The sequence below is a fragment of the Rathayibacter sp. AY1F8 genome (genome assembly GCF_002932165.1).
Classification (GTDB): Bacteria; Actinomycetota; Actinomycetes; order Actinomycetales; family Microbacteriaceae; genus Rathayibacter.
In genome coordinates this window covers 51535-63518 of record NZ_PSVB01000004.1, presented here as the reverse complement: position 1 = coordinate 63518, position 11984 = coordinate 51535, and the positions used below count along the sequence as shown (strand labels likewise).

Here is an 11984-nt window from a genome sequence, read left to right as displayed (position 1 = left end):
CCCGAGGAGTCGATCAGATCGAGACGCAGCGGTTAATTCGAGGAGAACACACGATGATGCACACAGGTTCGACGAGCAGCAGCCCCGCCACCGTCGTCATCCTCGCCGCAGGGATGGGCAGCCGGCTCGGCCGCTCCCTCCCCAAGCCGCTCACGCCGCTCAGCGACGGGCGCACGATCATGCAGCAGCAGTTCGACAACATCCACCACGCCTTCGGCACGAAGGTCCCGGTGAGCATCGTCGTCGGCTACAAGCTCGAGCACATCATCGAGGCCTTCCCCTCGGCGACGTTCGTCTACAACGAGCAGTACGACCAGACCAACACCTCCAAGAGCCTCCTCCGCGCGCTGCAGGCGAGCGGGCAGGGCGGCGTGCTCTGGATGAACGGCGACGTCGTCTTCGACCCGCGCATCCTCGACCGGGCGGCCGCGCTGATCGCGAAGGACGTCTCCTTCGTCACCGTCAACACCTCGAAGGTGTCGGACGAGGAGGTCAAGTACACGACGAGCGCCGAGGGCTTCATCCAGGAGCTCTCCAAGACGGTGCGCGGCGGCCTCGGCGAGGCGGTCGGGATCAACTACGTGTCCGCCTCCGACAAGGCCGCGCTGGTGCGCCAGCTCGCCCGGGTCGACGCCCAGGACTACTTCGAGCGTGGCATAGAGTTGGCGATCGAGCAGGACCGCCTGCTCGTCGAGCCGATGGACATCTCCGACCTCTACGCCGTCGAGGTGGACTTCGCCGAGGACCTCGAGCGCGCGAACCTCTTCGTCTGACGCTCCCGGCTCCTCCCCCGGCTCGGGCGGAGCCGACGGGAGGAGTCGCGCAGTGAGCACGGCCGACACCCTCGCGACCGAGACGGCCCTGCGCCACCGGCGCTCCCGGGCCTGGCGCTACCGCCACTCCCTCTGGCTGCTCACCAGGCGCGACCTCACCGTCCGGTACGCCACGAGCGCGCTCGGCTACGTCTGGTCGGTTCTCGACCCGCTCGTGATGTCGGGCATCTACTTCTTCGTCTTCACCGTCGTCTTCCAGCGGACCGTCGGCGAGGACCCGTACATCGTCTTCCTGCTCGCAGGCCTGCTGCCGTGGATGTGGTTCAACCAGGCGACCTCCGACGCGACCCGCGCGTTCCTCCGCGAGGCGAAGCTGGTGCGGTCGACGTCGATCCCGCGGACCATCTGGGTCGGGCGGATCGTGCTCTCGAAGGGCATCGAGTTCGTGGCGAGCCTGCCGGTGCTGGTGCTCTTCGCCGTGATCGCCGGCGCGCACCTGACCTGGGCGGCGCTGCTGTTCCCCGTGGCGATCCTGCTGCAGGCGGTGCTCACGCTCGGCGTGGGTCTGCTGGTGGCCCCCCTCGTGGTGTTCTTCCGCGATCTGGAGCGGGCCGTGAAGCTCGTCCTCCGGTTCCTCTTCTACGCGTCGCCGATCATCTACTCCACGGCCAACCTGCCGGAGCAGATCCGGCCGCTCGCGGCGCTCAACCCGCTCAGCGGGATCTTCGCCCTCTACCGCTCCGCGTTCTTCGAGAGCGAGCTCGACGTCCCGCTCATCCTCGCCTCCGCGGGCATCTCGGTGCTCGTGCTGGCGCTGGGCCTCGTCGTCTTCCGCCGCTCCGAGCGCGCGGTGCTGAAGGAGCTGTGATGGCCGACGCCCCGGTGGTCATCGAGTGCCGCGGCCTCGGGATCCGCTTCCGCCGCAACCGGCGGGGCCGCCGCTCCTTCAAGGACCTCTTCGCCGGCCGCTCCCGCCGCTCGCGGCCCGGCGAGTTCTGGGCGCTGCGCGGGCTCGACGTGCAGGTGCGGGCGGGCGAGGCCATCGGTGTCGTCGGCCGGAACGGTCAGGGCAAGTCGACGCTGCTCAAGCTCGTCGCCGGCGTCGTGCTGCCGGACGAGGGTGCGGTGGAGGTGCGCGGGGGCGTCGCTCCGCTCATCGAGATCACCGGCGGCTTCGTGGCCGACCTGAGCGTCCGCGAGAACGTCTACCTGACCGCGGGTCTCCACGGGATGTCCAAGCGCGAGGTCGACGCGCGCTTCGACTCGATCATCGAGTTCGCCGAGATCGGCGACTTCCTCGACACCCCCTACAAGCACCTCTCGAGCGGGATGAAGGTGCGCATCGCCTTCTCCGTCGTGTCGCGGCTCGAGGAGCCGATCATCCTGGTGGACGAGGTGCTCGCGGTCGGCGACAGGGCGTTCCGCGAGAAGTGCTACGCGCGGATCGAGGAGCTGCTCGCCTCCGGCCGCACCCTCTTCTTCGTCTCGCACAACGAGCGCGACCTCCGCCGCTTCTGCACGCGCGGCCTCTACCTGGACAAGGGCCGCCTGGTGCTGGACGCGCCGATCGAGGAGGTGCTCGCGCGTTACGCTGAGGACTACGCGCCGACACCGCGGAGCAGCACGGCGCCGGCCGAGGGCCCGCCCGTCCAGGGCACCGTCTCCGACGACTGACCCCTCCCGCACGCGGCGCCCGAGGACGCAGGAGTGCACGACATGGCCCAGAAGGACCGCAAGCGCGAGCGCGCCGTGGAGAGGGCCGGCGAGGTGGAGCAGGCCGACGGCTCCGAGAACGCGCAGCTGGCGAAGCTGCTCGACCGGCTCCTCGCGGTGCAGCGCCCGGCCGTGCTGGCGAACATCCGCCTGCTGCGGCGCCGGCGTCCCGGGGCGACTCCGGAGCAGATCATCACGTCGCTCGAGCGGCAGTACCTCTCGAGCGTGGCCGCGGGAGGCGCGGCGATCGGGGCGACCGCCGTCGTCCCCGGCATCGGCACGGCCGCCTCGGTGGCCCTCTCCGGCGCGGGAGCGGCGGGGTTCCTGGAGGCGAGCGCGCTCTTCGCGCAGTCGGTGACGGAGGTGCACGGGATCCCGCTCGAGGACCCGGACCGCGCGCGGGTACTCGTGCTCACGCTGATGATGGGCTCCTCCGGCAGCGAGATGGTGCGCCAGGTGGCCGGGCAGGCCGTCGGCGGGGGCAGCGGCCTCAACCAGTACTGGGGCTCGGTGGTCACGAAGGGCCTGCCGTCCTTCCTCGTGGGCGAGCTGGCGGACCGCGCGAAGAAGTCCTTCGCCAAGCACTTCCTCGCCCAGCAGGGCGCGGGCCTGGTCGGCCGGGCGATGCCGTTCGGGATCGGAGCGGCACTGGGCGGCGTCGGCAACGCGATGCTCGGCCGCAAGGTGATCCACAGCGCGCGCGATGCGTTCGGGCCGGCACCGCAGGCGTTCGGCAACACCCTCGTGCTCGAGCCGACCCGCGCCGAGCGGAAGGCGCTGGCCGCCGCGCCGGCCGAGCCGCTGGCGCTGTTCGTCCGCGACTACGGCGGAACGGGCGAGCGGACGGCGCTCCTCCTCCACGGCCTCGGCTCCGACTCCCGGATCTGGTACGCCCTGGTCCCGACGCTGCACGAGCACGGCTACCGCGTGGTGGCCCCCGATCTCGCCGGTCACGGCGGCTCGCCGGCATCGCCCGTGTACTCGCCGGAGCGCTGGGCGTCGGACGTCCGCGCCTCGGTGCTGCAGACCCCCGACCTCGTCATCGGCCACGGCCTCGGCGCCGTCGTCGCCGCCCGGCTCGCCCCCGAGTACGGCGCCGACCGGCTCGTCCTGCTCGACCCCGCGTTCTCGGACGCCCGGGGACTGACGAGCGCGCTCCACCGCGGCGGCTCGGTCGCGCACGTCGAGAAGGGCGACGCCGACTCCCTCCGCCACCGCCACCCGATCTGGACGGACGAGCAGATCGAGCTCGACGTGTCGGCCCACGCGCTCTGGGAGCAGGACTCCGCCGTCGGGCTGACGGCACGGGGTGCGGCCGAGGCCCCCGAGACGTTCCCCGTGGCGACGCTCGCCGTGATGCCGGAGGACCCGCTGGGCCACGGCTCGCTGGGCGGCGTCCTCGCCGGCCGCGGCGTCGAGGTGCGGACCGTGCCGGGGGGCGGGGCCTCGATCCTCCGCGAGGACCGCGCGGCGCTGATCGCGACGCTGGAGGACCGGCTCTAGCTCAGGATCTGCTCCAGCCCAGGGCCTGCTCCGCGCGCGGTGGTCCGGAGCCGTCGGAGGCGTTCGGTCAGCGTTCCCGAGGCCGGTGCCCGGGCCCGACGAGCGGCATCCCGAGCACGGTGCGGACGAGTCCGCCGCCGTCGCGGTCCTCGGCGATCACGCGGAGGCCGGTCTTCTCGGCGACGCGCCTCGAGGCGGCGTTGTCCGGGTGCACGAGCGCCACGAGTCGTCCCGCGAGGCGGTGGGCGATCGCGAGGTCGCGGCAGGCCGCAGCCGCCTCGGTGGCGTAGCCGCGGCCGTGCAGACCGGCCCGCACGTGGTAGCCGACCTCGAGCTCGATCCCGCCGTCGACGCGCTGCCAGGTCAACCCGCCGTCGCCGACGAACTCGCCGTCGAGGGTCTCGACGATCCACAGCCCGAAGCCGTGCTCGCGGTAGTTGCGCCGGTTCCACTCGATCCAGGCGGCTGCCTGCTCGCGGTCCTTCGGCGCGGGGTAGTACCGCATCACGACCGGGTCGCCGAGCAGGTCCGCCATGTCGGGGAGGTCCTCGGCGGTCATCTCGCGGAAGCGCAGCCGGGCGGTGGCGGCGGGGATCATCGGGTGGGGCTGCTCGGCCTGCGACTGCGGAGACGGCGACCGGGACCGTCGTCGAGCGCTCGATCCATCCGGCCGCCGCCCCCGGCCCTACTTCTCCGCCTTGGCGGCGGCCTTCGCAGCCTGCTTGGTGGCGCGGACCTTCGTCAGCGACTCCGGAGAGACGATGTCGGCGACCGAGCGGAAGGCGCCCTCCTCTCCGTAGGCGCCCGCGGCCGAGCGCCAGCCCTCCCCCGAGAATCCGCGCTGCTTGCCGAGCAGGGCGAGGAAGATCCGCGCCTTCTGCTCGCCGAAGCCGGGCAGCGCCTTCAGACGCGCGAGGACCGTGCGGCCGTCGGGCTCGTCGCGCGTCCAGACCGCCGCGGCGTCGCCGTCCCAGTCGTCGACCAGAGCGCGGCAGAGGACCTGCACGCGCCCCGCCATGCTCGCCGGGTAGCGGTGGATCGCGGGCGGAGTCCGGCAGAGCTCCGAGAACGCGTCCTCGTCGAAGCCCGCGATCGACGCGGCGTCGAAGGAGGCGCCCTCCGCCTCGAGGCGCTCCTCGATCTTGCGGGGCCCGGAGAAGGCCGTCTCCATCGCGACCTGCTGGTCGAGGAGCATCCCGATCAGCAGGGCCAGCGGGTCGCGGCTGAGCAGCGCGTCGGCGTCGGGATCGTCGGTGATGTGCAGGGCGGAGTCGCGGGTCATCCTCCAGGGATACCACGGACGGCCCCGGCGGCGAGCGCGCGGACGGTCCGGTCGACGAGGTCCAGCGCCGCAGCGAGCTCGAGGTCGCCGACATGGCCGTAGCCGAGGACCAGCGCCTCGGTCGCAGCCCGTCCCGACAGGGCGTACTCGTGCAGAGTGGCGACGAGCAGTCCCTCCCGGAGCAGCGCGGCCGCGACGGCGTGCGCGTCCAGAGGCGCGGGCAGGGAGAGGACGACGTGCAGACCCCCGTCGAGTCCGCTCGCGCGCCCCCACGGCACCGACTCCCCGAAGGCGTGGACCAGCTCACGGCGGTGGGCGTAGCGCCGTCTCGAGCGCGTGAGATGCCTCCGGAACGCCCCGCTCGCCATGAACTGCGCGAGCGCCGCCTGCGTCGGACCCGAGGCGGAGGCGTCCTTCTCGTCGTCGAGGCCGGCCAGCGCCCCGCGGAGCCAGGACGCCCGCGGAACGGCCAGGTAGGCGATGCGGAGCCACGGCGAGACGGTCTTCGAGAACGACCCGACATGGGCGACTCCGCCGCCGGAGTCGAGCGAGGCGAGCGCGGGCAGCGGGGCGCCGACGTAGCGGAACTCGCTGTCGTAGTCGTCCTCCACCACGAGCAGGGGGCCGGCCGACGCGCGGCGCACCAGCTCCAGGCGCTCGGCGAGGGCGAGCCTGCCTCCGGTCGGGTACTGGTGCGACGGAGTCACGACGACCACGTCCGCGCCGGAGCTCGCGAGAGCGTCGAGGTCGATGCCGTCGCCGCGCACCGGGACGCCGACGACCTCGTGCCCGTCGGCGCGCAGGCGGCGCCGGACGGCCGGGTAGCCGGGGTCCTCGACGGCGACGCGCACCTCGCGTCCGAGCGAGGCCGAGGCGGCGCGGGCCAGGAGCGCGACGGCGCCCGCGGTGCCGCTGGTCACCACCACGTCCGACGCCTGCACGTCGACGCCGCGGGACCGGCGCAGCTGCTCGGCGATCTGCTCCCGCAGGGCCGGGTCCCCGGAACCCCGAGGAGGCGCCGAGGGCGGCGAGGCGAGCGCCAGGCGCCAGGCGGCCCGCCACTCCGGGGTGTCGAGGGCGCGGGTGTCCGGCCGGCCCGGCCTCAGGTCCGCCGCGGCGGGCGGGACGACGGTCTCCCGGGACTCCGGCCGCGGCTCCTGCGGCGCCGTCGCCAGCAGTCCGTCGGAGGCGACCGTCACCGCTGCGCGCGGGTGGGCGACGAGGTAGCCCTCCCCCACCAGCTGATCCACCGCGGCGACGACGGAGCCCCGCGAGACGCCGAGCCGCTCGGCGAGCACGCGGCTCGACGGGATCGGATCGCCCGCCCGGTAGCGCCCGTCCAGCACCGCCTGGCGCAGCGCCTCGGCGAGCCCGGCGCGGACCGAGCCGCGCGGCGACGGCCCGAGGAGGAGCGGGATCTCCAGATCGCCCGACGCCATCGACCGCTCCGCTCTGGACCACTCCGATCGCGGCCCAGTGGCATCCTGGCAGATCCAGTCGGCGCGGGACGATTCCGACATGGACAGCCTCCCCGTCACCGACCGCACCCGCGTCTCCCGTCTCCGCGACCGCCAGCGCACCGATCCCGCCGAGCTGCACGCCCTGCTCGACGAGGCGCTCGTCGCCCACGTCGCCGTCGTGCGGGACGGCGCCGCGATCGTGCTGCCGATCCTCTTCGCCCGCGACGGCGACTCCCTCCTGCTTCACGGGTCGAGCGGCGGAGGACTGCTGCGGGAGGCGGCGCGGCACTCGCTCCTCACCGCCTCGGTCACGCTGGTCGACGGACTGGTCGTCGCCCGCTCCACCTTCGACAGCTCGATGAACTACCGCTCGGCGATGGTGATCGGCCGGGCCGAGGCGCTGGAGGGCGAGGAGAAGGCGCGGGCCCTCGATCTGCTGGTGGCACGCCTCCTCCCGGGGCGCGACGAGGAGGTGCGAGCGAGCTCCGCCCGCGAGATCGCGGCGACGCTGGTGCTGCGCCTCCCCCTGGCCGAGGCGAGCCTGAAGGTGCGCGCGTACGGAGCCGGCGACGAGCCGGAGGCCGGGGTCTGGGCGGGCGTCGTGCCGCTGGTCACCCGCACGCTCGCGCCGGTGCCGGCGGAGGAGGGCGTCGCGGTCCCGGAGTCGGTCCGCCGCTTCAGCGCTGCGGTCGACGGCGCGGTGCCGCCCTGGCGCTGAGCGGACCGGCCGTCGCGGTGCGGTCCGCTACTTGGCGTCCTGACGGGGGAAGACGACCTTCTGCACGACGATGATCACCGAGGCCGCGACCGGGATCGCGACCAGGGCGCCGAGCACGCCCGCGATGGTGCCGCCCGCCACCGCCGCGATCACGACGACCGCACCGGGGACGGAGACGGCCTTGTTCATGATGCGGGGGCTGAGGAGGTACGCCTCGACCTGCATGTAGACGAGGTAGTAGATCGCGGCGACCAGCGCGGTCAGCGGCGAGGCCAGGAGGCAGGCGAGCGAGATGATCACGGCGCCCGAGAGCGTGCCGACCAGCGGGATCAGGGAGCCGAGGAACGCGACGCAGGCCAGCAGCGCCGGCACCGGGGCGCCGATCGAGAGCAGCAGGATGAACGTGAGCACGCCGTTCACGCCGGCGAGCGAGACCTGGCCGACCACGTAGCGGCCCACGGCGCCGGTGATCTCGTCGCCGACCTCGTGCGCCTTCGCGCGGTGCGAGGCGGGGGCGAAGCGGTAGGCGACGGCCTTCATCGAGCGCAGCGACGCGAGGAAGTACAGCGTCAGGATCAGCACGATGACGGCGCCGGTCACGCCGCTGGCGATGCCGGTCCCGACCGCGATCAGTCCGCCGCCGAGCGAGAGCAGGTTGTTGGGGTTGCCGATGAAGCTCTGGACGCTCTCGATCAGCTCGTCGATGTCGATCACGCCGCGCAGCTGCTGCTCGAGGTCGAGCACCCACTGCTGCGAGGCGATGTCGGTGACGATCTGCGGGGCGCTCGTGACGAACATCGTCAGCTGCTCGACCAGGATCGGGATGATGTAGACCAGCAGGCCGGCGAAGATCAGCACCACCGCGGCGAAGACCGCTGTGATCGCGAGCGGCCTCGGCAGGCGCTTGCTCTCGAGCCAGGAGACCAGCGGATCGAGGCCGAGCGCGAAGAACAGCGCCACGAAGATGTAGGTCAGCACCGTGCCCAGCTGCACGACGAGGCCGCCCAGGACGAGCGCCACCAGCACGCCGAGCGCGCCGAACAGGCCGATGCGGAAGGAGCGGATCGTGAAGACCGGCTTCTCCGGGTCGGCGGAGACCACGATGTCCGGCTCGACCGCGGGCTGGGCGGGTGCCGACCAGCGCCGGCGGGAGCGGGCGAAGGCGCGCGGGGTCATCATGGGACGAGCGTAGCGGGGCGCCGGGAGGCCGCCCGGCGACCGGCCCACCCTTGACGCGGCCGTTCGAGCGGTGCTCCCGCCCGCTCAGCCCTCCGGATCGTGGTCGTCGACCGCGCCGTCGCCCCGGTGCAGAGCGGCGTGCCGCTCCCACTCGGTGAGCAGGTGCTCGATCGCCTCGTGGAAGCGCCGCGTGGCCGCTCCGGGCGACGTGTCGCCGAAGTAGCGGTGCACCCAGCGCTCCAGCCGCTCGACCGACTCCGGATCGTGCTCGGCGCTGTCGATCCGCGCGATGATCGCGGAGGCGTCCTCGGCGTGCAGCCACTCCGCGTCGCCGAGGTAGCCGCTCTCGTCGACCTCGGCCTCGGCGCTGACGGGCCGGGTGACCAGCAGCGGGCGCCCCGTGGCCAGCCGGTCGTAGACCATCGCCGACACGTCGAGGATCGCGAGGTCGGCGGCGGCGAGCTGCCAGCCGAGCTCGGCACCGGTGTCGTGCACGTGACCGGCGCGCGGATCGGCCGCGTTGGCGGCGGCGATCATCGCGACGATCGCCCGGTCGGCCGCGGCGTAGTCGGAGTCGACCGCGCCGCTGCGGGGATGCGGGCGGTAGACGAGCCGGAACCGCGGGTCGGCCAGGAGCCCGCGCACGAGGGCCGTGCCGTGGCTCCGGATCGAGCCGTAGCCCGCGGCGGGGCGGTCGCCCTCCCAGGTCGGCGCGTAGAGCACCACGCGGCGCTCGTCGGGCGTGAACGGCACGGCGCCGGCGAAGTGGTCCGCCTGAGGACGGCCGATGGCGAGGGCGCGCCTGTCGAAGTCGTAGTCCCAGAGCACGCGGCGCAGCCGGGCCAGGGCGGCGTCCCCGGCGATCATGCTGTAGTCGTACGCCTTGAACTGGTTCGTCGTCATGTACATCTTGTCGCTCTCGCCGTGGTTGACGAAGACGTGCCAGCGGCGCCCGTAGCGCATCATCTGGAAGTTGCGGGCGTTCTGGTTGACGTAGAGCACGATCCGCAGCGGCTGGCTCGCGATGGTGCTCTCGAGGTCGGCGACGGAGCGGACGTAGGCGACGGGGACCGGGCTCTCGCGCAGCAGCACCTCCGCGGCGCCGGCGTTGCGGCTGAGCAGCACGACCGGGTGCGTCTCCGCCAGCTCGGCCAGCGGCCGGTACCACTGCCGCAGCTGGTACAGGTTGATGTCGCCGTCGGCGAAGTAGACGCCGATCTCGAACCGGCCCTCGGGCAGCGGCCCGCGCTCCGCGAGCAGCCGGGTCACCGCGTGGCGGGCCCGCCGGGCCGCGAGCAGCTCGCCGCCCACCTTGCGCGCGAGTCGCGCGTCGGTGCGGAGGCGGGCGAGCAGGGCACGGGGAGCGGGAGTCATCCGCCCCAGGGTACCGGCGACGGCCCCCGCGCCGGGGGCGTCGCGCGGGCCGATCAGGCCGGGGTCACCCTCAGCCAGACGAACTGCAGCGGAGCGAGACGGAAGCCCTCGCGCAGGTCGACCGCGATCTCGGTGACCAGGTCGACCGCCTCCGCGGCGAACCCGCCGAACCGCTCGGCCGCGACCTCCTGGACCTCGTCCGACACGTTCGCGAGCACGAGCACCGACTCCCCGTCGCCGGGGCGCTGGTAGCCGAGCACGTGGTCGTTGACCGGGTCGAAGACGCTCAGCTCGGTGCCCGCGAACATCGGCACGGCCTTGCGCACGGCGATGAGGTGCAGCAGCCCGCCGAAGACCTCGCTCGCGGCCGTCCCCGGGACCTCGCGCTCGTCGTAGCGCTCCGCGGGGCGGCGCGGCCGGTTCACCCAGCGCGAGTCGCCGGCCGTCGTCGGGTCGTCGAGGTAGCCGTGGTCGTTGAGCTGGCCGACCTCGTCGCCGAGGTAGAGCAGCGGCAGCCCGCCGGTGCTCAGGGCGATCGAGTGCGCGAGCAGCACGCGGTCGATCCCGTAGGCGTCGCCCGCCTCCACTCCGGCGAGGGACGCGGTGGTGCCCGAGACGCGGCGGTCGCCGGTGCGCGGATTCTCCTGGAACGGCACTCCGCGGGCGAACGTGCCGTCGAACCGGTCCGTGTAGAAGTCGTTGAGGAACCGGCGGTGGCCGGCCGCGTCGATCCCGAGCTCGGCGGCGTCCTCGTCGGCGAAGGTCCAGCCGATGTCGTCGTGCCCGCGCACGTAGTTGACCCAGGCCGTGCCCTCGGGGAGGGCGTGCCGGCGCTCGAGGGCCTGCGAGAGGAGACGGACGTCGCGGGTGGCGAGCGCCTCCCAGGTGAGCGCCATCTGCAGCGGGTTGTACGAGAGCTGGCACTCCTCGACGTCGATGTACTCGATCACCTCGTCGGGGTGCACGATCGCCTCGGACTTGAACAGCAGCGCCGGAGCGGCCAGGCGGCAGACCTCGTTGAACGCGCGCAGCAGCAGGTGCGCCTGCGGCTGCGACTCGCAGGTGGTGCCGAGCTCCTTCCAGATGAACGCGACCGCGTCCATCCTCAGGGCGTCGACGCCCTGATTGGCGAGGAAGAGCATCTCTCCCGCCATCGCCCGGAACACCTCGGGGTTGGAGTAGTTGAGGTCCCACTGGTAGCGGTGGAACGTGGCCCAGACCCAGCGCCCGTCCTCCAGCTGCACGAAGGAGCCGGGATGGTCGTCCGGGAAGATCTCGCGGGTCGTGCGCTCGAAGGCGTCGGGCTGCTCCCGGTCCGGGTAGATCCAGTAGTAGTCCTCGAAGCGCTGCTCGCCGGCGAGCGCGCGCTGCGCCCACTCGTGCTCGTTCGAGGTGTGGTTGAAGACGAAGTCGACCACGAGTGCGATGCCCTGCTCACGCAGCTCGGAGGCCAGCCCGCGGAGCTGCTCCATGTCGCCGAGGCCCGGTCGCACGCGCCGGTAGCTCGAGACCGCGTAGCCCCCGTCCGACTCGCCCTCGGGCGCATCGAAGAGCGGCATCAGGTGCAGGTAGTTCAGGCCGATCTCGCGGAAGTACGGGATCTCGGCGCGCAGCCCCTCGAGGTCGCCCGCGTAGCGGTCGACGTAGCAGACCCCGCCCAGAGCCTTGTTCGAGAGGAACCAGGTCGGGTGCTGCTCGCGGGCGCGGTCGAGCGCGCGGAGCTCCTCGGGCCGCTCCTCCCAGGAGGCGGCGGCGAGCTCGACGATCGCGACGAGCTGGTCCTCGAGGTCGTCGCGGCCGGCGTACACCGTGGCGAGCAGATCGACCAGGCGCGGGAGGTGCTCGTCGAGGCGGCCGGAGAACTCGTCGTCGACGGCGCCGAGGCGCTCGCGGACCGTCGTGAGGAGGTCCGGTCCGGCAGGGGTCGCCTCCGCCTCGGCGCGCTCGGGCGGGGAGAGCTGGGTCGAATCGAACACCGTCGT

Annotated in this window: 11 protein-coding genes; 5 read left to right on the top strand and 6 right to left on the bottom strand. The window is 73.0% G+C overall.

The features are described from left to right. The first annotated feature begins 56 nt into the window (after window positions 1–56). The 4 genes from C5C35_RS04795 to C5C35_RS04780 are packed head-to-tail and all read left to right on the top strand — an operon-like array spanning window position 57 to window position 3989. Window positions 57–773: an NTP transferase domain-containing protein gene (locus tag C5C35_RS04795; protein WP_104226983.1), complete on the top strand. Its 717-nt coding sequence runs from the start codon at window positions 57–59 to the stop codon at window positions 771–773. Between the two features lie 52 nt (window positions 774–825). Continuing rightward, the gene (locus tag C5C35_RS04790) at window positions 826–1641 is read left to right on the top strand and encodes an ABC transporter permease (RefSeq protein ID WP_374953048.1); all 816 of its coding nucleotides are present in this window, start codon (window positions 826–828) and stop codon (window positions 1639–1641) included. After that, window positions 1641–2447 (top strand): ABC transporter ATP-binding protein, encoded by an 807-nt coding sequence (locus C5C35_RS04785; protein ID WP_104223571.1) that lies wholly within the window; start codon window positions 1641–1643, stop codon window positions 2445–2447. The genes C5C35_RS04790 and C5C35_RS04785 overlap by 1 nt, the downstream gene beginning before the upstream one ends. A 42-nt stretch (window positions 2448–2489) precedes the next feature. Next, the gene (locus C5C35_RS04780; RefSeq protein ID WP_104262679.1) at window positions 2490–3989 is read left to right on the top strand and encodes an alpha/beta hydrolase; all 1500 of its coding nucleotides are present in this window, start codon (window positions 2490–2492) and stop codon (window positions 3987–3989) included. Between the two features lie 67 nt (window positions 3990–4056). Here C5C35_RS04780 and C5C35_RS04775 read toward each other — a convergent pair whose 3' ends face one another. The 3 genes from C5C35_RS04775 to C5C35_RS04765 form a co-directional block, all read right to left on the bottom strand. Further along, entirely contained in the window at window positions 4057–4587 is a 531-nt protein-coding gene (locus C5C35_RS04775; RefSeq protein WP_104262678.1) for a GNAT family N-acetyltransferase, read from the bottom strand. Between the two features lie 87 nt (window positions 4588–4674). Beyond that, entirely contained in the window at window positions 4675–5271 is a 597-nt protein-coding gene (locus C5C35_RS04770; RefSeq protein ID WP_104223574.1) for an HhH-GPD-type base excision DNA repair protein, read from the bottom strand. Then, window positions 5268–6710, bottom strand: a complete 1443-nt coding sequence (locus C5C35_RS04765; protein ID WP_181134094.1) for a PLP-dependent aminotransferase family protein — start codon at window positions 6708–6710, stop codon at window positions 5268–5270. The genes C5C35_RS04770 and C5C35_RS04765 overlap by 4 nt, the downstream gene beginning before the upstream one ends. 79 nt (window positions 6711–6789) lie before the next feature. Here C5C35_RS04765 and C5C35_RS04760 point away from each other — a divergent pair, with 79 nt between their 5' ends. Next, complete coding sequence (locus C5C35_RS04760; RefSeq protein ID WP_104262676.1) at window positions 6790–7449, top strand: pyridoxamine 5'-phosphate oxidase family protein; 660 nt, start codon at window positions 6790–6792, stop codon at window positions 7447–7449. A gap of 27 nt (window positions 7450–7476) precedes the next feature. On the opposite strand, the gene C5C35_RS04755 is transcribed toward C5C35_RS04760, so the two are convergent. From C5C35_RS04755 to C5C35_RS04745, 3 genes are all read right to left on the bottom strand, one after another. Further along, entirely contained in the window at window positions 7477–8628 is a 1152-nt protein-coding gene (locus tag C5C35_RS04755; RefSeq protein ID WP_258066335.1) for an AI-2E family transporter, read from the bottom strand. Window positions 8629–8712: 84 nt separating this feature from the next. Next, the gene (locus C5C35_RS04750) at window positions 8713–10002 is read right to left on the bottom strand and encodes a hypothetical protein (RefSeq protein WP_258059840.1); all 1290 of its coding nucleotides are present in this window, start codon (window positions 10000–10002) and stop codon (window positions 8713–8715) included. Between the two features lie 53 nt (window positions 10003–10055). After that, window positions 10056–11978, bottom strand: coding sequence for an amylosucrase (locus tag C5C35_RS04745; protein ID WP_104262675.1), 1923 nt, complete (start codon window positions 11976–11978; stop codon window positions 10056–10058). Window positions 11979–11984: the final 6 nt, after the last annotated feature.

Excerpts from the sequence above, each read along its gene's own strand:
- C5C35_RS04760 (WP_104262676.1), top strand. The coding sequence starts at position 6,790 with ATGGACAGCCTCCCCGTCACCGACCGCACCCGCGTCTCCCGTCTCCGC.
- C5C35_RS04775 (WP_104262678.1), bottom strand. The coding sequence starts at position 4,587 with ATGATCCCCGCCGCCACCGCCCGGCTGCGCTTCCGCGAGATGACCGCC.
- C5C35_RS04785 (WP_104223571.1), top strand. The coding sequence starts at position 1,641 with ATGGCCGACGCCCCGGTGGTCATCGAGTGCCGCGGCCTCGGGATCCGC.
- C5C35_RS04755 (WP_258066335.1), bottom strand. The coding sequence starts at position 8,628 with ATGATGACCCCGCGCGCCTTCGCCCGCTCCCGCCGGCGCTGGTCGGCA.
- C5C35_RS04770 (WP_104223574.1), bottom strand. The coding sequence starts at position 5,271 with ATGACCCGCGACTCCGCCCTGCACATCACCGACGATCCCGACGCCGAC.
- C5C35_RS04795 (WP_104226983.1), top strand. The coding sequence starts at position 57 with ATGCACACAGGTTCGACGAGCAGCAGCCCCGCCACCGTCGTCATCCTC.
- C5C35_RS04780 (WP_104262679.1), top strand. The coding sequence starts at position 2,490 with ATGGCCCAGAAGGACCGCAAGCGCGAGCGCGCCGTGGAGAGGGCCGGC.
- C5C35_RS04765 (WP_181134094.1), bottom strand. The coding sequence starts at position 6,710 with ATGGCGTCGGGCGATCTGGAGATCCCGCTCCTCCTCGGGCCGTCGCCG.
- C5C35_RS04750 (WP_258059840.1), bottom strand. The coding sequence starts at position 10,002 with ATGACTCCCGCTCCCCGTGCCCTGCTCGCCCGCCTCCGCACCGACGCG.